The sequence below is a fragment of the Enterobacter sp. MGH 37 genome (assembly GCF_000534515.1).
Taxonomy (GTDB): Bacteria; Pseudomonadota; Gammaproteobacteria; order Enterobacterales; family Enterobacteriaceae; genus Enterobacter; species Enterobacter kobei.
The window spans coordinates 374,038-397,709 of the sequence record NZ_KI973205.1 but is presented as its reverse complement, the minus strand read 5'-3'; the positions used below and the strand labels follow the sequence as shown (position 1 = coordinate 397,709).

The 23,672-nt window shown below is 54.9% G+C and carries 19 protein-coding genes; 13 read left to right on the top strand and 6 right to left on the bottom strand.

All coding sequences use genetic code 11. The features are described 5' to 3' along the window. Positions 1–162: 162 nt before the first annotated feature. From kdpF to potE, 9 genes are all read left to right on the top strand, one after another. Positions 163–252, top strand: a complete 90-nt coding sequence (gene kdpF / locus L383_RS24670) for a K(+)-transporting ATPase subunit F (protein ID WP_014069365.1) — start codon at positions 163–165, stop codon at positions 250–252. Beyond that, entirely contained in the window at positions 252–1,931 is a 1,680-nt protein-coding gene (gene kdpA / locus L383_RS21760) for a potassium-transporting ATPase subunit KdpA (protein WP_014883026.1), read from the top strand. The genes kdpF and kdpA overlap by 1 nt, the downstream gene beginning before the upstream one ends. An 18-nt stretch (positions 1,932–1,949) precedes the next feature. Beyond that, the gene (gene kdpB / locus L383_RS21765; RefSeq protein WP_023332411.1) at positions 1,950–3,998 is read left to right on the top strand and encodes a potassium-transporting ATPase subunit KdpB; all 2,049 of its coding nucleotides are present in this window, start codon (positions 1,950–1,952) and stop codon (positions 3,996–3,998) included. Positions 3,999–4,010: 12 nt separating this feature from the next. After that, a complete protein-coding gene (gene kdpC, locus L383_RS21770; RefSeq protein WP_023332410.1) occupies positions 4,011–4,586 on the top strand; it encodes a potassium-transporting ATPase subunit KdpC in 576 nt (191 codons plus the stop codon). Next, complete coding sequence (kdpD, locus tag L383_RS21775) at positions 4,587–7,274, top strand: two-component system sensor histidine kinase KdpD (RefSeq protein WP_023332409.1); 2,688 nt, start codon at positions 4,587–4,589, stop codon at positions 7,272–7,274. Beyond that, complete coding sequence (kdpE, locus tag L383_RS21780; protein WP_008501074.1) at positions 7,271–7,948, top strand: two-component system response regulator KdpE; 678 nt, start codon at positions 7,271–7,273, stop codon at positions 7,946–7,948. The genes kdpD and kdpE overlap by 4 nt, the downstream gene beginning before the upstream one ends. A 279-nt stretch (positions 7,949–8,227) precedes the next feature. After that, positions 8,228–8,332: a leader peptide SpeFL gene (gene speFL, locus L383_RS25605; RefSeq protein ID WP_003858645.1), complete on the top strand. Its 105-nt coding sequence runs from the start codon at positions 8,228–8,230 to the stop codon at positions 8,330–8,332. 254 nt (positions 8,333–8,586) lie between these two features. Next, complete coding sequence (gene speF / locus L383_RS21785) at positions 8,587–10,785, top strand: ornithine decarboxylase SpeF (RefSeq protein WP_023332408.1); 2,199 nt, start codon at positions 8,587–8,589, stop codon at positions 10,783–10,785. Next, positions 10,782–12,095 (top strand): putrescine-ornithine antiporter, encoded by a 1,314-nt coding sequence (gene potE, locus L383_RS21790; RefSeq protein ID WP_023332407.1) that lies wholly within the window; start codon positions 10,782–10,784, stop codon positions 12,093–12,095. Before speF ends, potE begins: the two co-directional genes overlap by 4 nt. A gap of 104 nt (positions 12,096–12,199) precedes the next feature. Here the strand turns inward: potE and pgm are convergent, their stop codons facing one another. Further along, positions 12,200–13,840 carry a phosphoglucomutase (alpha-D-glucose-1,6-bisphosphate-dependent) gene (pgm, locus tag L383_RS21795; RefSeq protein WP_023332406.1) on the bottom strand — a complete coding sequence of 547 codons (1,641 nt, stop codon included), beginning with the start codon at positions 13,838–13,840 and terminating at the stop codon, positions 12,200–12,202. Positions 13,841–13,864: 24 nt separating this feature from the next. Further along, positions 13,865–14,413, bottom strand: coding sequence for a replication initiation negative regulator SeqA (gene seqA, locus L383_RS21800; protein WP_014883019.1), 549 nt, complete (start codon positions 14,411–14,413; stop codon positions 13,865–13,867). Positions 14,414–14,596: 183 nt separating this feature from the next. Here seqA and ybfF point away from each other — a divergent pair, with 183 nt between their 5' ends. The 4 genes from ybfF (at position 14,597) to fur (ending at position 17,206) form a co-directional block, all read left to right on the top strand. After that, positions 14,597–15,370 (top strand): esterase, encoded by a 774-nt coding sequence (ybfF, locus tag L383_RS21805; protein WP_014883018.1) that lies wholly within the window; start codon positions 14,597–14,599, stop codon positions 15,368–15,370. A gap of 128 nt (positions 15,371–15,498) precedes the next feature. Next, positions 15,499–15,786 (top strand): LexA regulated protein, encoded by a 288-nt coding sequence (ybfE, locus tag L383_RS21810; RefSeq protein WP_014883017.1) that lies wholly within the window; start codon positions 15,499–15,501, stop codon positions 15,784–15,786. A 155-nt stretch (positions 15,787–15,941) separates the two neighbouring features. Further along, positions 15,942–16,472 carry a flavodoxin FldA gene (gene fldA, locus L383_RS21815; protein ID WP_008501067.1) on the top strand — a complete coding sequence of 177 codons (531 nt, stop codon included), beginning with the start codon at positions 15,942–15,944 and terminating at the stop codon, positions 16,470–16,472. 287 nt (positions 16,473–16,759) lie between these two features. Next, positions 16,760–17,206 (top strand): ferric iron uptake transcriptional regulator, encoded by a 447-nt coding sequence (gene fur, locus L383_RS21820; RefSeq protein WP_003858655.1) that lies wholly within the window; start codon positions 16,760–16,762, stop codon positions 17,204–17,206. A gap of 136 nt (positions 17,207–17,342) precedes the next feature. Here fur and chiQ read toward each other — a convergent pair whose 3' ends face one another. The 4 genes from chiQ to nagE all read right to left on the bottom strand — a co-directional run bounded on the left by chiQ (position 17,343) and on the right by nagE (position 23,361). Continuing rightward, a complete protein-coding gene (chiQ, locus tag L383_RS21825) occupies positions 17,343–17,669 on the bottom strand; it encodes a ChiQ/YbfN family lipoprotein (protein WP_032629169.1) in 327 nt (108 codons plus the stop codon). A gap of 47 nt (positions 17,670–17,716) precedes the next feature. Further along, positions 17,717–19,114 (bottom strand): chitoporin ChiP, encoded by a 1,398-nt coding sequence (gene chiP, locus L383_RS21830; protein WP_023332404.1) that lies wholly within the window; start codon positions 19,112–19,114, stop codon positions 17,717–17,719. Positions 19,115–19,561: 447 nt separating this feature from the next. Then, positions 19,562–21,229 carry a glutamine--tRNA ligase gene (gene glnS / locus L383_RS21835; protein WP_023332403.1) on the bottom strand — a complete coding sequence of 556 codons (1,668 nt, stop codon included), beginning with the start codon at positions 21,227–21,229 and terminating at the stop codon, positions 19,562–19,564. 179 nt (positions 21,230–21,408) lie between these two features. Further along, positions 21,409–23,361 carry a PTS N-acetyl glucosamine transporter subunit IIABC gene (gene nagE / locus L383_RS21840; protein ID WP_023332402.1) on the bottom strand — a complete coding sequence of 651 codons (1,953 nt, stop codon included), beginning with the start codon at positions 23,359–23,361 and terminating at the stop codon, positions 21,409–21,411. Positions 23,362–23,672 lie beyond the last annotated feature (311 nt).

Genomic DNA, 23,672 nt, shown 5'->3' with positions numbered 1-23,672 from the left:
TAATTTAGTTACAAAAAAGTTAACAATTTACTTACCAATAGTTAAATTGTGGGCTTTGCCATTTTTATACTTTTTTTACACCCTCTCTCCTCATTTTTGCGAAATCTTTGCGCCATAAATCCTACCGTTAACCCAACAACAAAAGTCACCCGGAGGTGGATTGTGAGTGCAGGTCTTATTGCCGGCATCGTGCTGGTGTTCCTGTTATTGGGTTATCTGGTTTATGCCCTGATTAATGCGGAGGCATTCTGATGGCTGCTCAGGCGTTTTTGCTTATTGCCAGCTTCTTACTGGCGTTGTTCGTTCTGGCAAGGCCACTGGGAATGGGGCTGGCAAGGCTTATCAACAACGTCCCCCTGCCGGGTACGGGAAGCGTTGAAAAAGGGATCTGGCGTGTACTGGGAATAGACGATCGCGAGATGAGCTGGCGTGAATATCTGTTTGCCATTCTGCTGCTGAATATTGTTGGGCTGATTGCACTTTTTACCCTGCTGATGCTGCAGGGGAGTCTGCCGCTGAATCCGCAACAATTACCGGGTCTGTCCTGGCATCTTGCGCTGAATACGGCAGTCAGCTTTGTCACCAACACCAACTGGCAGTCCTATGCGGGTGAAACCACGCTCAGCTATTTCAGCCAGATGGTTGGGTTAACCGTTCAGAACTTCCTCTCTGCCGCCAGCGGTATCGCGGTGATCTTCGCGCTGACGCGCGCGTTTGCTCGTCAGAAAATCAGTACCCTGGGTAACGCGTGGGTGGATCTGACGCGCATCACGCTGTGGATATTGCTGCCAATTGCGCTGCTGATCGCGCTGTTCTTTATTCAGCAAGGTAGCCTGCAAAACCTGCTGCCATACACCCCTTATACCTCGCTGGAAGGGGCAAAACAGCTCCTGCCGATGGGGCCCGTGGCGTCGCAGGAAGCCATCAAGATGCTCGGCACCAACGGCGGCGGCTTCTTCAACGCCAACTCATCGCATCCGTTTGAAAACCCGACTGCCCTGACCAATTTTGTGCAGATGCTGGCGATTTTCCTGATCCCCACCGCACTCTGCTTTGCCTTTGGTGATGTCGTCAACGATCGCCGTCAGGGGCGCACCCTGCTCTGGACCATGTCGTTAATCTTCGTGGTCTGCGTTGCGCTGGTGATGTGGGCTGAATGGAACGGCAATAGCCATTTCATGCAGCTTGGGGCTAACAGCAATATCAATATGGAAGGTAAAGAGAGCCGCTTTGGCATTCTCGCCAGCAGCCTCTATGCGGTGGTCACCACGGCGGCCTCGTGCGGGGCGGTGAATGCCATGCATGACTCCTTCACCGCACTGGGCGGAATGATCCCAATGTGGCTGATGCAGATTGGCGAGGTGGTATTTGGCGGCGTGGGTTCAGGTCTTTACGGCATGCTGTTGTTCGTGATGCTGGCGGTGTTTATTGCCGGTCTGATGATTGGTCGTACCCCGGAATACCTCGGTAAAAAAATCGACGTTCGCGAGATGAAATTAACCGCGCTGGCGATTCTGGTAACCCCTGCCCTCGTACTGCTCGGCTCCGCACTGGCGCTGATGACCGAGGCCGGACGCAGCGGCATCTTTAACCCGGGTATTCACGGCTTTAGCGAAGTGCTGTATGCCGTCTCCTCTGCCGCCAACAACAACGGCAGTGCCTTTGCAGGCTTAAGTGCCAACTCACCGTTCTGGAACTGTCTGCTGGCGTTCTGCATGTTCGTGGGTCGTTTCGGGATCATTGTGCCGGTCATGGCGATTGCCGGATCGCTGGTGAATAAAAAAATTCAACCGACCACCACCGGAACATTACCGACCCACGGCGCGCTGTTTATCGGCCTGCTCACAGGCACCGTGTTACTGGTTGGTGCCCTGACCTTTATCCCCGCCCTCGCGTTAGGCCCGGTCGCGGAATACCTCTCTTTACGCTGATTTTGCGGAGAATTTGTCATGAGTCGTAAACAACTGGCCCTGTTCGAACCGTCATTAGTTCGTCAGGCGCTCATGGATGCGGTGAAAAAACTGAGCCCGCGCGTGCAGTGGCACAACCCGGTGATGTTTATTGTCTGGGCGGGAAGCGTCCTGACCACCGCACTGGCGATTGCCATGGGAACGGGCCACATGCCGGGAAATGCGATGTTTACCGGCGCCATTAGCCTGTGGCTGTGGTTTACCGTGCTGTTTGCCAACTTTGCGGAAGCGCTGGCGGAAGGCCGGAGTAAAGCCCAGGCCAACAGCCTGAAAGGGGTAAAAAAGACCGCCTTCGCACGCAAGTTACGTGAACCAAAATACGGTGCGCAGATGGACCACGTTCCGGCGGATGAACTGCGTAAAGGCGATGTGGTGCTGGTCGAAGCTGGCGATATTATCCCGTGCGACGGGGAAGTGATTGAAGGTGGCGCGTCGGTGGACGAAAGCGCCATCACCGGGGAATCCGCCCCGGTTATCCGTGAATCCGGCGGCGATTTCGCCTCCGTAACGGGGGGGACGCGCATACTCTCCGACTGGCTGGTGATTCAGTGTAGCGTTAACCCAGGTGAAACCTTCCTTGACCGGATGATCGCCATGGTGGAAGGCGCCCAGCGTCGTAAAACCCCCAACGAGATTGCCCTGACCATCCTGCTGGTCGCGTTGACCCTCGTCTTCCTGCTGGCAACCGCGACCCTGTGGCCGTTCTCCGCTTATGGCGGTACGGCGGTCACCATCACGGTGCTGGTGGCGCTGCTGGTCTGTCTGATCCCCACCACTATCGGCGGCCTGCTGTCGGCCATCGGCGTGGCCGGTATGAGCCGTATGCTCGGTGCCAACGTCATCGCCACCAGCGGACGTGCCGTTGAAGCGGCGGGCGATGTAGACGTTCTGCTGCTTGATAAAACCGGGACCATCACCCTCGGTAACCGTCAGGCATCAGACTTCTTACCCGCACCTGGCGTGGATGAAAAAACGCTGGCAGATGCCGCACAGCTCTCATCGCTTGCCGACGAAACTCCGGAAGGTCGCAGCATTGTGATTCTTGCCAAACAGCGCTTTAACCTGCGCCAGCGCGACGTTCAGAGCCTGCATGCCACTTTCGTGCCCTTCACGGCACAGACCCGGATGAGCGGCATTAATATTCAGGACCGGATGATCCGTAAAGGCTCGGTTGACGCCATCCGTCGCCACATTGAGGCTAATAACGGTCACTTCCCACCCGAAGTGGATAGCCTGGTGGAAAGCGTGGCCCGTCAGGGGGCAACGCCGCTGGTGGTGGCTGAAGGCGCAAATGTGCTGGGGGTGATTGCCCTGAAGGATATCGTCAAAGGCGGCATCAAAGAACGCTTTGCCCAGCTGCGTAAAATGGGGATCAAAACGGTGATGATCACCGGGGATAACCGCCTGACCGCAGCGGCGATTGCTGCCGAAGCGGGCGTGGATGATTTTCTTTCCGAAGCCACACCGGAAGCCAAACTGGCCTTGATTCGTCAGTATCAGGCGGAAGGGCGTCTGGTCGCGATGACCGGTGACGGGACCAACGATGCCCCTGCTCTGGCGCAGGCCGACGTGGCGGTGGCAATGAACTCCGGTACCCAGGCGGCAAAAGAGGCGGGCAACATGGTCGATCTCGACTCTAACCCGACCAAGCTGATTGAAGTCGTGCACATTGGTAAGCAGATGCTGATGACGCGCGGCTCGCTGACCACGTTCAGCATCGCTAACGATGTGGCGAAATATTTCGCCATCATTCCGGCCGCGTTTGCTGCGACCTATCCGCAATTAAACGCCCTGAACGTAATGCACCTGCACTCCCCGGCATCGGCCATTCTGAGCGCGGTAATCTTTAACGCCCTGATTATTGTCTTCCTGATCCCGCTGGCGCTGAAAGGCGTGAGCTACAAGCCGCTCACGGCGGCCGCCATGCTGCGCCGCAACCTGTGGATTTACGGCCTGGGTGGGCTGGTGGTGCCCTTCATCGGTATCAAGGCTATCGATCTGCTGTTGACCCTGTTCGGGCTGGTTTAAAAGGTGAATCAAATGACGATGTTACGCCCCGCTATACTTCTGTTTATTCTGCTGTCGCTGATTACCGGGGGGCTCTACCCGCTGGTCACCACCGCCCTGGGCCAGTGGTGGTTTAAGGATCAGGCTAACGGCTCGCTGATTATGCAAAACGGTGAAAACCGCGGTTCGCGCCTGATTGGCCAGAGCTTTACGGACGCTCGCTACTTCAAGGGACGCCCTTCCGCCACTGCCGAAAGCCCGTATAATCCGATGGCATCCGGCGGCAGTAACCTGGCGGGCAGCAACCCGGCGCTGGACAAAGCCGTCGCCGAGCGCGTGGCCGCCCTGCGCGCCGCCAACCCACAGGCCAGCCGCGAGGTTCCCGTGGAGCTGGTCACCGCCTCAGCCAGCGGGCTGGACTATAGCCTGACGCCGGCAGCGGTGGCGTGGCAGATCCCGCGCGTTGCCGCCGCCCGTCAATTGAGTGTTGAACAGGTGAGCAAGCTGGTGGCAGAACATACACAAAAGCCGCTGGTCAGCTATATCGGCATGCCGGTAGTGAATATTGTTGAGCTGAATCTGGCGCTGGACGCGCTAAGGAAAAACTAAATGACCGACGAGCCCATGCGCCCGGATCCGGACAGGCTGCTTGAACAGACGGCTGAAGCCCATCGCGGCAAACTGAAAATTTTCTTTGGCGCCTGCGCGGGTGTCGGGAAAACCTTCGCCATGCTGACGGAAGCCCAGCGGCTTCGGGCGCAGGGGCTCGATATACTGATCGGCGTGGTTGAAACCCACGGACGTAAAGAGACGGCATCGCTGCTGAAGGGGCTTGCCACCCAGCCGCCACGCCGCATCAGCCATCGGGGTCGTTTAGTCACAGAGTTTGATATTGATGCCGCCCTCGCCCGCCGTCCGGCGCTTATCCTGATGGACGAACTGGCGCACAGCAATGCGCCAGGCTCGCGTCACCCCAAGCGCTGGCAGGATGTGGAAGAATTACTTGAAGCTGGCATTGATGTTTTCACGACGGTTAACGTGCAGCATCTGGAAAGCCTGAACGACGTGGTCAGCGGCGTGACCGGCATTCAGGTGCGCGAGACGGTGCCCGACCCTTTCTTCGATTCCGCTGACGAAGTGGTGCTGGTCGATCTGCCGCCGGATGATTTGCGCCAGCGACTGCACGAAGGCAAAGTCTATATTGCCGGACAGGCCGAGCGTGCCATCGAACATTTCTTCCGCAAAGGCAACCTGATTGCCCTGCGCGAACTGGCTCTGCGCCGTACTGCCGATCGCGTTGACGATCAGATGCGTGCCTGGCGCGATTTGCAGGGCCAGGAACGCGTCTGGCATACGCGGGATGCCATCCTGCTGTGCGTGGGGCACGGCAGCGGTAACGAAAAACTTGTCCGCACCGCCGCGCGTCTGGCCGCCAAATTTGGCAGCGTCTGGCATGCGGTGTATGTCGAAACGCCGCAGCTTCATGCTTTGCCCGAAAACCAGCGCCGCGCGATTCTGAGTTCTCTGCGCCTGGCGCAGGAGCTGGGTGCCGAAACCGCCACCCTTTCCGATCCTCAGGAAGATAAAGCCATTCTGCGCTACGCCCGGGAGCATAACCTGGGGAAAATCGTCATTGGCCGTCGCCAGCATCGTCGCTGGTTTAGCCGTGAATCCTTTGCCGACAAACTGGCCCGCCGCGCGCCGGATCTGGACCTGGTGATCGTGGCGCTGGATGATAAACCCACGCCCCTTCCCAGCCGCGCCCCGGACAGCCGTACTTTCAGTGATAAATGGCGCATTCAGCTTCGCGGCTGCCTGGTGGCCGTCGTGCTCTGCGCCCTGATCACGATCATTGCCAGCAAATGGCTGATTGCCTTCGACGCGGCCAACCTGGTGATGATCTACCTCCTTGGCGTGGTGGTGGTGGCGCTCTTTTACGGACGCTGGCCGTCGGTGCTGGCAACGGTGATTAACGTCATCAGCTTTGATCTGTTCTTTATTGCCCCTCGCGGGACGCTCGCCGTGTCGGACGTACAGTACATCCTGACCTTTGCCGTGATGCTCACCGTCGGGCTGGTGATCGGCAATCTGACGGCGGGCGTGCGCTACCAGGCGCGCATCGCCCGCTACCGCGAACAGCGCACGCGGCATCTGTATGAAATGTCGAAATCGCTGGCGGTGGGACGCACGCCGCTGGATATCGTGCAGACCAGCGAGCAGTTTATTCGCTCGACGTTTCATGCCAGCAACCTGATTTTACTCCCGGACGAACACGGTAAGCTGCGCCCGCTAACCTCGGCCTCCGGCATGACGCCCTGGGACGAAGCCATCGCGCGCTGGAGCTTTGATAAAGGGTTACCTGCGGGCGCAGGTACCGACACCCTGCCCGGCGTGCCCTATCAAATTCTGCCGCTACGCAGCGCCGATAAAAATCAGGGGCTGGTGATTGTTGAGCCCTCAAACCTGCGTCAGCTGATGATCCCCGAGCAGCAGCGGCTGCTGGAGACTTTTACGCTGCTGGTTGCCAGCGCACTGGAACGGCTGGCGCTTACCGCCAGTGAAGAACAGGCCCGACTGGCCAGCGAGCGTGAAAGCATTCGTAACTCGCTGCTGGCGGCGCTGTCGCACGACCTGCGGACACCGCTGACCGTTCTGTTTGGTCAGTCAGAAATCCTGACGCTGGACCTGGCCGCGGAAGGGTCTAAACACGCCCTTCAGGCCAGCGAAATCCGCCAGCACGTGCTGAATACCACCCGTCTGGTGAATAACCTGCTCGATATGGCGCGCATTCAGTCGGGCGGATTTAACCTCAAAAAAGAGTGGCTCACGCTGGAAGAAGTGGTAGGCAGCGCGCTGAAAATGCTGGAGCCCGGCCTCGGTGGGCGGCATATCGCGCTGAACATGCCTGAACCCCTGACCTTAATTCACGTCGATGGCCCCTTGTTTGAACGGGTGCTGATCAATCTGCTGGAAAATGCCGGTAAATATGCCGGCTCAAGTGCCCGGATTGGCGTGGATGCGATGGTAGAGGATGGCACGCTTCACCTTGACGTCTGGGATACCGGACCGGGCATTCCTGCCGGGCAGGAGCTGGCTATTTTCGAAAAATTCGCGCGCGGGAACAAGGAGTCGGCCATTCCGGGCGTTGGGCTCGGGCTGGCGATTTGTCAGGCGATCGTTGACGTCCATGGCGGAACCATTTCCGCAGATAATCGTCCGGAAGGCGGCGCGCGTTTTTGTGTTACACTTCCTCTGGAAACCCCGCCAGAACTGAATGAATTACCCGAGGATTTGTGATTAACGTTCTGATTGTCGAAGATGAGATCGCCATTAGCCGTTTTCTGCGCGCTGCGCTGGAAGGAGACGGTCTGCGCGTTCACGATGCGGGTACGCTTCAACGGGGTTTAATTGAAGCCGCCACCCGCAAGCCGGACCTGGTGATCCTCGATCTTGGGCTGCCGGATGGCGACGGCATCGATTTTATTCGTGAGGTTCGTCAGTGGAGCCAGATGCCGATTCTCGTGCTCTCTGCCCGTACTGAAGAGACGGATAAAATCGCCGCGCTGGATGCCGGTGCCGATGACTATCTGATTAAACCCTTTGGCATTGGCGAATTGCAGGCTCGCCTGCGCGTGGCGCTGCGTCGTCATAGCGCCACCACGCCTGCCGACCCTACCTACACGTTTGGTGATATTCGGGTTGACCTCGCCGCACGGCGCATTGTGCGCGGTGAAGAGGAAATCCATCTTACCCCCATCGAATTCCGCCTGCTCGCCGTGCTGCTTAATAACCACGGCAAGGTTCTCACCCAGCGCCAGCTGTTGAGTCAGGTGTGGGGACCCAACGCGGTGGAACATAGTCACTATTTGCGCATATATATGGGTCACCTTCGTCAGAAACTGGAAGTCGACCCCGCTCGCCCTCGCCATTTATTAACTGAAACCGGTATCGGTTATCGGTTTATGCTTTGAATAACTATTCATATTATTTTCTAAATAATCAAAAACCCTCCCGATCAATATTAAAAAAATAATCAATACATTATTCCATGGATTATTTTTGCTCGTTTAAAACATTAACAAAACCAATCATTAACACTTCAACAACAAATCAGCATTTTGATCTGCGTTATTCATCAAAAACGACTAATTATTTCTGAAATGATCGGTTAAGGGTGATCTGATTCACAGTTAATCCCTTTTTCCTGGATAAAATGACCATGCTTTCAATTACTGAAAGGAAAATGAAACATGGAAAACAACAATCGCTTAATGCCCCATATAAGGCGGACAACACATATCATGATGTTTGCCCACCGAAACTGCTTTGACTTTCACCTCTTTAATGCCCGGTAGTCCTTCGACTTCTGGCGCACTCGCTTACAGGTTATCCTGAAACACCTTATTTTACAGGCCATTGCCTGTGAACTCGTGCGCTCATTCAATTTAATTCAGACTCATCCGCAACCGGGCGGACTGAATTTCAATCATCAAAAAGCAATTTACTGATTTTAATCAGCGGCCACACTTTGCTTTTTTTCCGGAAAATTATCGATTTCTTTCTGACAAGAAATCGAAGGACGCTTATTACCTAAAATAAAGAGAGAAAGATGAAAAGTTTAAAAATCGCGGCCAGCCGTGCATGTCCGGACTGCTTTACCACCCAGCGTGAGCTTGTGGATGTCCGCGCTTCCGATTATATCGACGTCGCGGCCATTGTTCTGGCCGTTAGCGATATTTCCAGCGGCATACTGGAAGAAATAGAAGCCACCGGATTTGGCATTCCCGTCTTTGTCGCAACGCATAAAGAAGAGATCATTCCGGCAGATTATTTATCGCGCATTCACGGCGTATTTGAGCATTCAGACACCAGCAACGATTTTTATGGCCGCCAGCTGGAAGCGGCAGCCCAGAAGTACGAAACCCAGCTGCGGCCGCCGTTTTTCCGTGCCCTTGTAGACTACGTAAAACAGGGTAACAGCGCATTTGACTGCCCGGGGCATCAGGGGGGGCAATTCTTCCGCCGTCATCCTGCGGGCAATCAGTTTGTCGATTTCTTTGGTGAAACGCTTTTCCGTTCCGACCTGTGTAACGCCGACGTGGCAATGGGCGATCTGCTGATCCACGAAGGCGCGCCGTGCATTGCGCAGCAACATGCCGCAAAGGTCTTTAATGCCGATAAGACCTACTTTGTGCTGAATGGGACCTCCTCATCCAACAAAGTGGTGTTAAACGCCCTGCTCACCCCTGGCGACCTGGTGCTGTTTGACCGTAATAACCACAAATCAAACCATCACGGCGCTCTTCTTCAGGCTGGCGCGACACCGGTCTATCTGGAAACCGCGCGCAACCCGTACGGCTTTATTGGTGGTATTGACGCGCACTGCTTTGAGGAAAGCTACCTGCGCGAGTTGGTAGCCGAGGTGGCGCCAGGTCGTGCACGCGATGCACGCCCGTTCCGTCTGGCGGTGATCCAGCTGGGTACCTACGATGGCACCATCTATAACGCCCGTCAGGTGGTGGATAAGATTGGGCATCTGTGTGATTACATCCTGTTCGACTCGGCCTGGGTAGGTTACGAGCAGTTTATCCCGATGATGGCAGATTGCTCGCCGCTGCTGCTGGAGCTGAACGAAAACGACCCGGGAATTCTGGTCACCCAGTCGGTACATAAACAGCAGGCAGGCTTCTCGCAGACCTCGCAGATCCACAAAAAGGACAGCCATATCAAAGGCCAGCAGCGCTATGTACCCCACAAGCGGCTGAATAATGCTTTTATGATGCACGCCTCAACCAGCCCGTTCTACCCTCTGTTTGCTGCGCTGGATATTAACGCCCGTATGCATGAAGGTCAGAGCGGTCGCAACATGTGGATGGACTGCGTGGTTAACGGTATTGAAGCGCGCAAACTGATCCTGGAGAACTGCCAGTACCTTCGTCCGTTTGTGCCGGAGACGGTGGATGGCCGTCCGTGGGAAAGCTTCGACACAGCGGAAATTGCCACCGATCTGCGCTTCTTCCACTTCGTACCGGGTGAAAACTGGCACGCTTTTGAGGGCTATGCCGAGCACCAGTACTTTATCGACCCGTGCAAGCTCCTGCTGACCACGCCAGGTATTAACGCCCGCACCGGCGAGTATGAGGATTTCGGCGTGCCCGCCACCATCCTCGCCAACTTCCTGCGTGAAAACGGCATCGTGCCGGAGAAATGCGATCTCAACTCGATCCTGTTCCTGCTCACCCCTGCGGAAGATATGGGCAAACTGCAGCAGCTGGTGGCGCAGCTGGTGCGCTTCGAAAAACTGCTCGAGAGCGATGTTCCGCTGAAAGAGGTCCTGCCTTCTCTCTACAAACAACATCCGGAACGTTACGCGGATTACACGCTGCGCCAGATTTGCCAGGAGATGCACGATCTCTATGCCCGCCATAACGTGAAGCAACTGCAAAAAGAGATGTTCCGCAAGTCTCACTTCCCGCGCTTGATGATGAACCCGCAGGAGGCAAACTATGCGTATCTGCGTGGTGAAGTCGAACTGGTCTCCCTGCGCGACGCGGAAGGCCGCATTGCCGCTGAAGGCGCCCTGCCTTATCCGCCTGGGGTGCTGTGCGTTGTCCCGGGCGAAGTCTGGGGCGGCTCCGTGCTGCGCTACTTTGCCGCGCTGGAAGACGGTATCAACCTGCTACCAGGCTTCGCGCCTGAGCTGCAGGGCGTATACGTTGAAGAGTGTGAGGGTCGCAAACAGGTTCGCTGTAACGTCATCAAACAACCCGCTGCTCAGCCCGCGCTGCTGAAAGGAGAGACATTATGAGTAAATCCAATAAGATGGGCGTGGTGCAGCTGACCATCCTCACCATGGTCAACATGATGGGGTCCGGGATCATCATGCTGCCCACCAAGCTTGCCGAAGTGGGCACCATTTCGATTATCTCCTGGCTGGTGACGGCGGTGGGGTCAATGGCGCTGGCGTGGGCATTCGCCAAATGCGGGATGTTCAGCCGCAAGTCCGGCGGGATGGGCGGCTATGCGGAATACGCTTTTGGCAAGTCCGGCAACTTTATGGCCAACTATACCTATGGTGTATCGCTGCTGATCGCCAACGTGGCGATTGCCATTTCTGCCGTGGGTTACGGGACGGAACTGTTTGGCGCCACGCTCACCCCGGTACAAATTGGGCTGGCGACCATCGGGGTGCTGTGGATCTGCACCGTGGCGAACTTCGGCGGCGCGCGTATCACCGGACAACTGAGCAGCATCACCGTCTGGGGCGTGATTATCCCGGTCGTCGGTTTATGCATCATCGGCTGGTTCTGGTTTAGTCCTACGCTCTACGCCAACTCCTGGAACCCGCATCATGTGCCGTTCTTTAACGCCGTGGGCTCTTCTATCGCCATGACGCTGTGGGCTTTTCTCGGACTGGAATCGGCCTGCGCGAATGCGGAAGTGGTTGAGAACCCTGAAAAGAACGTGCCGATTGCGGTACTTGGCGGAACGCTGGGGGCGGCGGTGATCTATATCGTCTCAACCAACGTGATTGCCGGGATTGTGCCGAATATGGATCTGGCTAACTCCACGGCACCGTTCGGGCTGGCTTTCGCCCAGATGTTCACCCCGGAAGTCGGGAAGGTGATTATGGGTCTGATGGTGATGTCCTGCTGCGGTTCGCTTCTCGGCTGGCAGTTCACCATCGCGCAGGTGTTTAAATCCTCGGCTGACGAAGGTTATTTCCCCAAAATCTTCTCCCGCGTCACCAAAGCGGACGCACCGGTGCAGGGCATGCTGGCGATTGTCATCTTCCAGAGTGGATTGTCGCTGATGACCATTAGCCCGTCGCTGAACAGCCAGTTCAACGTGCTGGTCAACCTGGCGGTGGTGACGAACATCATTCCGTACATTCTGTCGATGGCCGCGCTGGTGATTATTCAGAAGGTCGCGAAGGTGGATCCGCGTAAAGCACGAGCGGCGAATATCGTGGCGCTCATTGGGGCGATTTACAGCTTCTATGCGCTCTACTCTTCCGGTCAGGAAGCGATGCTCTATGGGGCAATGGTGACCTTTATGGGCTGGACGCTGTACGGTCTGGTGTCACCACGGTTTGAATTGAAGAATAAGCATAGTTAGGTAAAAACAAAACGGCAGCCCGAGGGTTGCCGTTTTTATTGTTTTCTCCCTCTCCCCGTGGGAGAGGGCCGGGGTGAGGGCATCAGCCCGCACCGATAACGCACTTACGCGTTCTTCAGCACTTCGCTGACAATCTCTACGGCTTCTTTCTCAATCTGCTGACGGTGCTCAGCGCCGAGGAAGCTTTCGCAATAGATTTTATACGCGTCTTCCGTACCGGACGGACGTGCAGCGAACCAGCCGTTTTCGGTCATTACTTTCAGACCCCCGATAGACGCGCCGTTACCCGGTGCAGCCGTCAGACGCGCGGTGATCGGATCACCTGCCAGGGTGTTAGCACTGACCATCTCCGGAGAGAGTTTAGACAGCGCCGCTTTCTGGGCTGAGGTCGCGCTCGCCTGAATACGGTTGTAGCTTGGCGCACCAAAACGTGCCGCCAGGTCGTTGTAATGTTCCTGCGGGTTCTTACCGGTGACCGCGGTGATCTCCGCCGCCAGCAGGCACATGATGATACCGTCTTTATCGGTTGACCATGGCGTGCCGTCGAAACGCAGGAAGGATGCCCCGGCGCTCTCTTCACCACCGAAGCCGAAGCTGCCGTCGTGCAGACCGTCAACAAACCATTTGAAGCCCACCGGCACTTCCACCAGCTTGCGGCCCAGCGCGTCGACCACGCGGTCGATCATCGCGGAAGAGACCAGCGTTTTACCAACAGCCACCTCTTTGCCCCACTGCGGACGATGCTGGAACAGGTAGTTGATCGCCACAGCCAGATAGTGGTTCGGGTTCATCAGCCCGGCAGGGGTGACGATACCGTGACGGTCATAATCCGGGTCGTTCGCAAACGCCAGATCGAATTTGTCGCGCAGCGCCAGCAGGCCCGCCATCGCACACTCGGAGGAGCAGTCCATACGGATCGCGCCGTCTTTATCCAGGTGCATAAAGCGGAAGGTCTGATCGACGTGATCGTTCACGATGGTCAGATCCAGCTTGTAATGCTCGGCAATGCGTTTCCAGTACTCGATACCGGAGCCGCCCAGCGGGTCCACGCCCAGCTTCAGGCCTGCTTTCTGAATCGCCGCCATATCGACGATATCCGCCAGCCCCTCCACGAACGGCTGAACCAGATCCTGCTCTTTTACGTGACCGGACGCCATTGCCGCATCCAGAGAGATGCGTTTCACGCCTTTCAGACCGTCAGCCAACAGCGCGTTTGCGCGGTCTTCTACCACTTTGGTGACGTTAGTATCTGCCGGGCCACCGTTAGGCGGGTTGTATTTAATGCCCCCGTCTTCCGGCGGGTTGTGGGATGGCGTGATAACAATCCCGTCAGCCAGCGCGCCACCTTTTTTGTTGTGCACCAGGATAGCGTTAGACACCGCCGGCGTTGGCGTGAAGCCGTTATTCTCCTGCACAATCACGTCGACGCCGTTTGCCGCCAGCACTTCCAGCACAGAGATGAACGCCGGTTCAGACAGCGCATGGGTATCTTTCCCCACATAGCACGGACCGGTAACGCCGTTTTTAGCGCGCTCTTCCGCAATGGCCTGAGCAATGGCCAGAATGTGCGGTTCGTTAAAGCTATGGCGTGCCGCGCTGCCGCGGTGACCAGATGTACCAAACTTCACTGCGTGTTCTGCGTTGCCCACGACCGGCTTCAGCACGTAATACTGCGCGGTCAGCTGAGCGACGTTAATCAAATCGCTTTGTTGTGCAGGTTGGCCTGCACGGCTGTGATTTGCCATTACCGGGTCCTTCTGATGCAAGGGTTAAATTGTACCGCAAACCTTTTCAATCAATTCCGCCGGGAACTGCATGGACTGCATGATGTGTTCAATCATGCTGCACTTGCGGCCCGTATTGGTATTGGTGATCACCCAGTATGGGGTGCCAGGGACATGTTTAGGTTTGGTTTGGTTGCCATTTTGCAGCAGCGTTTGCTCGTCGCCCGCGAAATAGACGCGAGTACGACCGTGCAGCGACTCGGTCGCTTCAGCAAACGCTTTGTTATCCAGGGAGTAAAGTGTAGACAGCACCAGCATAAAGCGGTTAACCGCCTTTTTCTGCTCCGCATACTCGTCGGACAGCAGCAGCTCGCGCATCGCGCGTACTTTATCTTTTACCGGCGTCACGGCAGGCTTTGCTTGTGCAACAACGCTCGGCTGAGACACGACATCTTTGGTGACTGGGGTAGCAGGCTGTGAAGCGGCGGAAATTTTAAGCATGCGCCGTAAAATGTCGGACGCGCTCTCCCCGATATGCCGCGTTTGGCTGGCAATATACTGATAGAGTTCGTCATCAACTTCGATTGTTTTCATCTTAATCCAGTGCGATATCTTATCTGAATACAAGTCATTGGGATTATAAGGTCAAATCCCAACAGCGGATAGCGTCAAACCAGGTTGGCGGCAAAAGTCAGATTAAACTGGAACCTTGCGGCCGGGCGGCAGAATGGTCAACATGATACCCTAACCTGACAAACGTAAAAAAAGAACTTTGCCATGAAATTGAATACCCGAGCGCAAACTGCACAATCGCCGAACAATAATTCTCCCATCGTACTGGTTCATGGACTTTTTGGCAGCCTGGATAACCTGGGCGTGCTGGCGCGCGATCTGGTTACCGATCACGATATTTTACAGGTCGATATGCGCAACCACGGACTTTCCGGGCGCGCAGACGAGATGACCTACGCGGCAATGGCGCAGGATCTCCTGGATACGCTCGACGCCCACAACCTGCAGAAAGTGACCCTCATCGGGCATTCGATGGGTGGTAAAGCGGTCATGGCGCTCACAGCACTGGCACCTGAGCGAATTTCCGGGCTGGTGGTGATTGATGTCGCCCCAGTGGATTACGACGTTCGCCGTCACGATGAGATCTTCGCGGCAATTAATGCGGTGACGGAGGCCGGCGTTTCCACCCGTCAGCAGGCAGCAGCCGTGATGCGTGAGCATCTTGATGAAGAAGGCGTGGTGCAATTCCTGCTGAAGTCGTTTGTTGAGGGGCAATGGCGTTTTAACGTCCCGGTGCTGTGGGACCAGTATAATAACATCGTGGGCTGGGAGGCCGTCCCCGCCTGGCCGCATCCTACCCTCTTCATTCGCGGCGGTAACTCGCCTTACGTTACTGATGCTTACCGCGACACGCTGCTGGCACAATTCCCGCAGGCGCGCGCCCATGTAATTGCCGGTGCCGGGCATTGGGTACATGCGGAAAAACCTGAAGCAGTCCTGCGCGCCATTCGTCGCTATCTCACTGATACGGCAAATTGATTAAAAAGAGAGCGACTGGAAGACGACGGGCTTCCAGTCGTTGGCGTGCCGTTTTTGCTGATGTATGATGGCGCGCTTATCGCCCGGGCATTAGCAGGGCGGCGTGTTTCCCCCGAAGTCTCTGAATCATGGCCAAAGAACAAACGGACCGTACGACACTAGATCTGTTCGCGAATGAGCGTCGACCGGGACGACCGAAAACGAATCCGCTTTCGCGCGACGAACAGCTGCGTATTAATAAACGCAACCAGCTTAAACGCGATAAAAATCGTGGGCTTAAGCGTGTCGAATTGAAGCTCAATGCTGACGCTGTCGATGCGCTTAACGAGCTGGCGGAAGCGCGTAATATCAGCCGCAGCGAGCTCATTGAAGAGATGCTGATCGCCCAGCTTGAGACATTGCGCAGCCAGGCATAAGTCTGAAAAACCCCTTTTTTACCCTTTTCATGTAGCACTGAGTGCAGTCCTGCGCGATAGCGGTTTCCGCAGGGTTGCCTGTTCTGCTATTATTGCCCTTATCCGTGGCCGAATTGGGCCACCATACCATTAAGTTTCAAGAGGTTATTTTACTCATGGCAATCATCGGCATTTTCTTCGGCAGTGATACCGGCAATACCGAAAATATCGCAAAAAACATTCAGAAACAGCTCGGTAAAGACGTTGCTGATGTGCATGACATCGCCAAGAGCAGCAAAGAAGATCTCGAGGGCTACGACATTCTGCTGCTGGGTATTCCAACCTGGTACTACGGTGAAGCACAGTGCGACTGGGATGATTTCTTCCCAACGCTGGAAGAGGTGGACTTCAACGGCAAGCTGGTTGCCCTGTTTGGCTGTGGCGATCAGGAAGACTATGCCGAGTACTTCTGCGACGCACTGGGCACCATCCGCGACATCATTGAGCCGAACGGCGCCGTTATTGTCGGTCACTGGCCCACTGCCGGTTACCACTTTGAAGCCTCCAAAGGTCTTGCCGATGACGATCACTTCGTGGGTCTGGCCATCGACGAAGACCGTCAGCCTGAGCTGACCGCTGAGCGCGTAGAGAAGTGGGTTAAGCAGATCCGTGAAGAACTGCACCTGGACGATATTCTCAACGCCTGATTTTCGCGGCGCAACGGCGGTTGCGCCCGTTTTCCAGGTAAAACCGATTAAATTAATTGCTACAAACTTTTAACTTTTTCGCTCAGACCTGTACAATGTTTCCCTGGTAAAATGTGGTTTTCATTTCACAAGTTTGTCGGTGATACCCCATTTTTATAAGCATACTTTGCCTGAGACTTGCAGTTTTCATTTAGCCGTGGCAGTTCTATAATGAGACGCAATATCCAAGGTGCATTTTCTGTCACTTCTTTCAGAAGTGAATCGTTTAGCAACAGGACAGATTCCGCATGACTGACAACAATACCGCATTAAAGAAGGCTGGCCTGAAAGTAACGCTTCCTCGGTTAAAAATCCTCGAAGTGCTTCAGGGTCCAGACAACCACCATGTCAGTGCGGAAGACCTCTATAAACGTCTTATCGACATGGGTGAAGAGATTGGTCTGGCCACCGTTTATCGCGTGCTGAACCAGTTTGATGACGCGGGCATTGTTACCCGTCATAATTTCGAAGGCGGTAAATCTGTATTCGAACTGACCCAGCAGCATCACCACGATCACCTGATCTGCCTCGATTGCGGCAAGGTCATTGAATTCAGCGATGATTCCATCGAATCGCGGCAGCGTGAAATCGCCGCTCGTCATGGCATCCGCCTGACCAACCACAGCCTGTACCTGTATGGTCACTGCGCTGAAGGTGATTGCCGCGAAAATGAACACGCGCACGACGCAAAATAAGTCACGTTCATACTCTGAGCCAGCCGTAAGGCTGGCTTTTTTTGCCTTAAAAAGCCCGGTTGCGCTGCGCCTGGGCCTACGGACTATGATGCCTTTGTAGGCCCGGTAAGCGCAGCGCCACCGGGCGTAAAGCAACTTATTTATTGTTATTGCGTATCTCGTCCCAGATCTTATCGCAACGCTTCGCGACTTCCTGATCGTTACCCGTTTTACGCGCCTGGATACAGGCCTGATAATCCATCACACGAATATTCTCCTGCGTCGCGAATTGCTCATGCGCCTTCTCTTTCTTCAGCACATTCAGTACGCTCTGACAGGCTTCAATTTTCTCCGGCGAGCCTTGTGCGGTATTAATACAGGCGCTGTAAGCCTCCTTCAGCCTGGAATCTTCCTTCGGTGCCTGAGGCTGAGCGCAGGCCACCAGCCCCGATGCAAGCATCGCGACAATTACGATTTTTTTCATCATGTGCAGTCTCCGGTCCGGCGGGCCTTAACCCGCCGGATGATTCATCAGAAGATGGTGAATGGGGCAATAACCATGAATTTCACGTCACGTTCATCCTGGAAGATGTTGCCGTAACCGCCCGCATAGCTCGGGATATCGGAGTGGTTGTCATACTGAGTGAAGTGCAGTTTGAACATCGTGCCCTTCGCGCGCCCATCCTGCAGGGTATAGATAGCATCCAGGCTGTAGGAGGACTCTTTCAGGCGATAGTTTGGATCGTAGTACGCATCCGGCGTGGCCATGTCGCCAGGTTTTGCGTCCCAGGCGTAAGCGTAAGAAGCGCCCACTGCCCAACCCGGCAGGTTCCAGTTTTTCAGATCATACATTGCGCCGAAGAAGACCGCTTTTTCACCATCGGCGTTGAAGTCTGAGCGGTTATCCCACCAGATATCCAGACGACCGTTAGATGACGCGTAAGTTGGCGTCATACGTTGCAGGAAGTAGCCCTGCTGCCCTTCCGCCTTCACCCATGTCCCTTCCAGGCGTAAATCAACCTGGCCCACTTTATAGCCGAAAGTCAGCGCCTGCAGCCACGCGGTGCCGTCATAAATGTCGTTGACGCCGCCATCGCTGACCTTGTCACGCGTACCATAGAACTGGTAGCTGGTGCTCAGCGGACTTCCTGCGATATCAAATTTGTAGCTGGCTTTAGCAAAATACTGATCGATATAGCCTTCCGCCTGACCAAATGCGGCTTCCAGTACCAGATCGTTTTTAAAGTCGTATTTCGCGCCCAGCGAGTGGAGATAATCGACTTTGGTTTTCTTATCGTTCTGGTAGAACTTGTCCATTTCAATGTGCCATGGAGCCTTATACTCGTTGGTCCACATATAGGAGAAGCTCAACGCACCCGCATCACCATAGTCAAAGTTCGCCCCGGCTTCTGCACCCTGATAGGTACCTGGCATGAAGCTCCAGTGTGGTGCTAACAGCGTCTGGCCGGTTGGCTGAATATACCCTCCACGCGCCCAGACCGGGCCGTATTTAAATTTCGCTGCGGCCTTGTACAGGCTGATACCGCTCTTATCACCGGACCAGTCTTCATCGTAAGCTTTGTTGCTGGAGGAGAAGGCAATTTCGTTAGGGTGGCCGCTGTCGCCGTTTTCCGCCATTTCGATCGCGGTGAATGCAGCGATATCCAGGCCGAACATTTCTGCGGCATAGCCTGACTGGAAGTCCAGGTTGGCGTTCCAGGTGGAGTGAGAAAGGTTGGTTTTATATTTGTCTTCGGTGACGTCTTTACGGTCACGTTCACGCTGCCAGTAATAGATGCCGCCCGTGAGGGTAGAATCGTCGATGAAACCCGCAGCTTTCGCCTCAGGTGTAACAACCAGGCCAGACATTGCTGTCACACCGGCAATAGCCAGCGCCAGCGCACTACGTTTGCCACTGAACGTACGCATAGATTATTCCTCTTTGACGAATTAAAGCGCCTAAAACGGCGAAAATAAAAAAGACCAGGCGGTCAGGGGTAGTTATAAATACCCTCGAATTAACTACCGTCTTTAGGTTATTTTTCGCGACGCGAATTATCAATGCTTTTCATCAGGCAAAAGTCAGGATTATGACGAAGTGCACATAATTGGTAGTGCTTTGTAACATTTGGCCGGAAGCGTGATTTGGCGGGGGTATAGCAGCGTATTTCAGGGTATTAGAACATTAAAAATCGCGTATTTTGCGAAATTTGCCATTTTCAAAAACAGACAAACTTTTTTAAAAAAAATAAGTAGCACCACATTGACCAAAAATAACGGCGGACATTTTTACAACGCCACTTTAACGATATGATCATTAATAAAAAAAACGCCGCAATAAGCGGCGTTTGTTTCTCATTGACCAGAGCGGCGTTATTATTCGCCGATCTTGGTCCAGGTGTCACGCAGACCGACGGTACGGTTAAATACCGGTTTTTCCGCAGTGCTGTAACGGCTGTCCAGGCAGAAGTAACCTTCACGCTCGAACTGGAACGCTTTACCTGCTTCAGCTGTTTTCAGCGATGGCTCAGCATAACCCTGTTTGATCACCAGAGATTCCGGGTTGATCGTCGCCAGGAAGTCTTCCGCCGCACCCGGGTTAGGCACGCTGAAAAGACGATCGTACAGACGGATTTCTACCGGCAGCGCGTGAGAAGCGCTTACCCAGTGGATAACGCCTTTCACCTTGCGACCATCGGCAGGATCTTTGCTCAGCGTTTCGGCATCGTATGAACAGAAGATGGTGGTGATATTCCCTTCTGCATCTTTCTCTACGCGCTCGGCTTTGATCACGTAGGCGTTACGCAGACGGACTTCTTTACCCAGCACCAGACGCTTGTACTGCTTGTTGGCTTCTTCACGGAAGTCAGCGCGGTCGATCCAGATTTCACCGCTGAACGGTACGTCACGGCTTCCCATTTCCGGTTTGTTCGGATGGTTAGGCATGGCAACCAGCTCACTTGCACCCTGAGGATAGTTTTCGATAACCAGTTTTACCGGGTCGATAACCGCCATCGCGCGCGGGGCATTTTCGTTGAGGTCTTCACGAATGCAGGACTCCAGCGACGCCATTTCAATGGTGTTATCCTGCTTGGTCACGCCGATGCGCTTGCAGAACTCACGAATAGAAGCAGCGGTGTAGCCACGACGACGCAGACCAGAAATGGTCGGCATACGCGGGTCGTCCCAGCCCTCAACGTGCTTGTCAGTCACCAGCAGGTTCAGCTTACGCTTGGACATCACGGTGTATTCCAGATTCAGACGAGAGAACTCGTACTGACGCGGATGCACAGGGATGGTGATGTTATCCAGCACCCAGTCGTACAGGCGACGGTTATCCTGGAACTCAAGCGTACACAGCGAGTGGGTAATGCCTTCCAGCGCATCGCTGATGCAGTGGGTGAAGTCGTACATCGGGTAGATGCACCACTTGTTACCGGTCTGGTGGTGTTCAGCAAACTTAATGCGGTACAGCACCGGATCGCGCATCACGATGAACGGAGAAGCCATGTCGATTTTGGCACGCAGACAGGCTTTGCCTTCTTCAAAGCCACCCGCACGCATTTTTTCAAACAGCGCCAGGTTCTCTTCCACGCTGCGATCGCGGAACGGACTGTTTTTGCCAGGCTGCGTCAGCGTACCGCGGTATTCACGGATTTCATCCGCGGACAGTTCATCGACGTACGCCAGACCTTTGTTGATCAGCTCAACCGCGTAAGCGTACAGCTGATCAAAATAGTCAGAGGAGTAGCAGATATCGCCAGACCAGTTGAAGCCCAGCCATTGCACGTCGTTCTTGATGGACTCAACGTATTCGATGTCTTCTTTTACTGGGTTGGTGTCATCGAAACGCAGGTTGCACTGCCCCTGATAGTCTTGCGCAATGCCAAAGTTCAGGCAGATGGATTTCGCATGACCAATATGCAGGTAGCCGTTCGGCTCCGGCGGGAAGCGGGTATGCACCGTGGTGTGCTTACCACTGGCCAGATCTTCATCGATGATCTGACGAATAAAGTTACTCGGGCGGGCTTCAGCCTCACTCATCGTGGATTCCTCAAAGCGTAAACAACGTATAACGGCATATGATCTTATAAGCCGGACGTAGTGACAACCCTTAGTTACGGAAAATACGTATCAGATGAAAATAATGGGGGCATTTGCTGCAAAAAAAAGCGGCGGAGGATATCCCCCGCCGCTTAAGGCATGACTCTACTCAGGAGCGATTACTTGCCTTTAATCTCATACAGCGGCGTTTGACCTGCAACCACCTGACCTTTCGCCTGAATAACCAGGCCACTGAAGTCGTCGATGTTGCTGCAAACAACCGGACTGATCATGGAGCGTGCATTGGCGTTCAGGAAGTCCAGATCCATCTCCAGAACCGGCTGCCCGGCCACCACTTCAGCGCCCTCTTCCACCAGACGAGTAAAGCCTTTACCCTCCAGCGCAACGGTATCGATGCCCATGTGGACAACAATCTCCGCGCCATTTTCGGTTTCGAGGCAGAACGCGTGGTTGGTGTTGAAAATCTTCACGATAGTACCCGCAGCAGGAGAGACGACGGTTTTGTCCGTTGGTTTCACCGCCACGCCGTCGCCTACCGCTTTACTGGCGAACGCTTCGTCAGGCACTTGTTCAAGGTCAACGACCTCACCCGTTACCGGAGAGACCAGAGCCGCCACCGTCACGGCGTTAGGCACGGCCTGTGGCTTCGCGGCCGGAGTCGCCGTTGCCGCAGGTGCGCTGTCAGCTGATGCCGCTGCGACCGGGCCACGCGCAACCACTTTCTTCATTTCGTCACCGATGGATTCCGCTTTGGCGCCCACGATAACCTGGATAGTTTGTTTGTTCAGTTTAACGACGCCAGATGCGCCAAGGCGTTTACACATTGCATCGCTTACGCGAGCGGAGTCACCCACGGTCAGACGCAGACGGGTAATACAGGCATCAATGGCTTTCAGGTTGTCGGTACCGCCGACTGCGGCAATGTAGCTGGTTGCCAGCTGAGTTAAACCTTCTTCGGTATTGCTGTTGGCTTCACTGGTGACGACGTCATCAGTGGTATCTTCGCGGCCCGGCGTTTTGAGGTTAAACATACGGATAACCGCGCTGAACAGAACGAAGTAGATAACGAAGAAGGCCGCACCCATCACCACCAGCATCCAGACGTTCTTGCTTGCCGCTGGCAGGTTGTACATCAGCACATAGTCGATCGCGCCTGCAGAGAAGGAGAAGCCCGCATGGATGCCCAGCAGAGTCGCCACGAACAGGCTGATACCGGTTAACACCGCGTGCATCAGGTACAGCAGCGGAGCCAGGAACATGAACAGGAATTCCAGAGGCTCGGTCACACCGGTCAGGAATGCGGTAATGGCGACTGACAGCAGCATACCGCCGACCATTGGACGACGCGCTTTCGGCGCAGCCAGGTACATGGCCAGCGCAGCGCCCGGCAGACCAAACATCATGATTGGGAAGAAGCCGGACATAAACATGCCCGCGGTACCATCACCCGCGTAGAAGCGGTTAATGTCGCCGTGGAAAACGGTACCCGCCGCATTGGTAAACTCGCCAATCTGGAACCAGGCGATGGTGTTCAGAACCTGATGCAGACCGGTTGGGATCAACAGACGGTTAATGAAGCCGAAGATGCCCGCACCCATCGCACCCGCAGAGACGATCCACTCGCCGCCCGCATGGATAGCATGCTGCACTGGCGGCCAGACGTAGCCAAAGATCGCGGCGAGAACCAGACAGAAGAAGCCGGTCGCGATTGGCACGAAGCGTTTGCCACCAAAGAAGCTGAGGAAGTCTGGCAGCTTGATGTTTGCCCAGCGGTTATATACCGCACCGCCGACCAGACCGGTAATGATACCCGCCAGTACGCCCATGTTGATTTCCGGGTTAATCGTTACCATCGCTTTCGTCAGGATGAAGTAACCAACCGCCCCTGCCAGCGCTGCGGCCCCCGCACTGTCTTTAGACCAGCTGGAAGCAACGCCGATGGCGAAAATCAGCGCCAGGTTGTCAAAGATTGCGCCGCCAGCCTGGGCGATAAACGGCACGTTGAGAAGATCGGGTTGCCCGAATCGCAGCAGCAGCGCTGCAACCGGTAGCACGGCGATAGGGAGCTGCAAAGCCCTACCGAGGCGCTGGAAAAAACCTAAAATATTCATCCTATTCCCCCTACGAGACCCTTTCCAGGCTCGCGCATTAACTATGTTTTTATTGTGTTGCTAACGATAAGTACCGTCGATAATTCACTGGCAGTGTGAGTGTGTGAAAAATTAATTCGTATCGCAAATTAAACACCCATTTTTTGTGATTTTTGTCACCAAATATCGTATTAAGCCCTCCCTTTCACTGGCTAACAGCGAAAACTTATTTTATCATTCAAAAAATCAAGACGGATTGATCCAGCCTGAAAGGTTCCAGGTTACGCTTAAGTATCAGGTTCCGGTAGCCATCCGCCCACTCTTCTACTTTA

Excerpts from the sequence above, each read along its gene's own strand:
- kdpA (WP_014883026.1), top strand. The coding sequence starts at position 252 with ATGGCTGCTCAGGCGTTTTTGCTTATTGCCAGCTTCTTACTGGCGTTG.
- kdpB (WP_023332411.1), top strand. The coding sequence starts at position 1,950 with ATGAGTCGTAAACAACTGGCCCTGTTCGAACCGTCATTAGTTCGTCAG.
- kdpC (WP_023332410.1), top strand. The coding sequence starts at position 4,011 with ATGACGATGTTACGCCCCGCTATACTTCTGTTTATTCTGCTGTCGCTG.
- kdpD (WP_023332409.1), top strand. The coding sequence starts at position 4,587 with ATGACCGACGAGCCCATGCGCCCGGATCCGGACAGGCTGCTTGAACAG.
- speFL (WP_003858645.1), top strand. The coding sequence starts at position 8,228 with ATGGAAAACAACAATCGCTTAATGCCCCATATAAGGCGGACAACACAT.
- speF (WP_023332408.1), top strand. The coding sequence starts at position 8,587 with ATGAAAAGTTTAAAAATCGCGGCCAGCCGTGCATGTCCGGACTGCTTT.
- potE (WP_023332407.1), top strand. The coding sequence starts at position 10,782 with ATGAGTAAATCCAATAAGATGGGCGTGGTGCAGCTGACCATCCTCACC.
- pgm (WP_023332406.1), bottom strand. The coding sequence starts at position 13,840 with ATGGCAAATCACAGCCGTGCAGGCCAACCTGCACAACAAAGCGATTTG.
- seqA (WP_014883019.1), bottom strand. The coding sequence starts at position 14,413 with ATGAAAACAATCGAAGTTGATGACGAACTCTATCAGTATATTGCCAGC.
- ybfF (WP_014883018.1), top strand. The coding sequence starts at position 14,597 with ATGAAATTGAATACCCGAGCGCAAACTGCACAATCGCCGAACAATAAT.
- ybfE (WP_014883017.1), top strand. The coding sequence starts at position 15,499 with ATGGCCAAAGAACAAACGGACCGTACGACACTAGATCTGTTCGCGAAT.
- fldA (WP_008501067.1), top strand. The coding sequence starts at position 15,942 with ATGGCAATCATCGGCATTTTCTTCGGCAGTGATACCGGCAATACCGAA.
- fur (WP_003858655.1), top strand. The coding sequence starts at position 16,760 with ATGACTGACAACAATACCGCATTAAAGAAGGCTGGCCTGAAAGTAACG.
- chiQ (WP_032629169.1), bottom strand. The coding sequence starts at position 17,669 with ATGAAAAAAATCGTAATTGTCGCGATGCTTGCATCGGGGCTGGTGGCC.
- chiP (WP_023332404.1), bottom strand. The coding sequence starts at position 19,114 with ATGCGTACGTTCAGTGGCAAACGTAGTGCGCTGGCGCTGGCTATTGCC.
- glnS (WP_023332403.1), bottom strand. The coding sequence starts at position 21,229 with ATGAGTGAGGCTGAAGCCCGCCCGAGTAACTTTATTCGTCAGATCATC.
- nagE (WP_023332402.1), bottom strand. The coding sequence starts at position 23,361 with ATGAATATTTTAGGTTTTTTCCAGCGCCTCGGTAGGGCTTTGCAGCTC.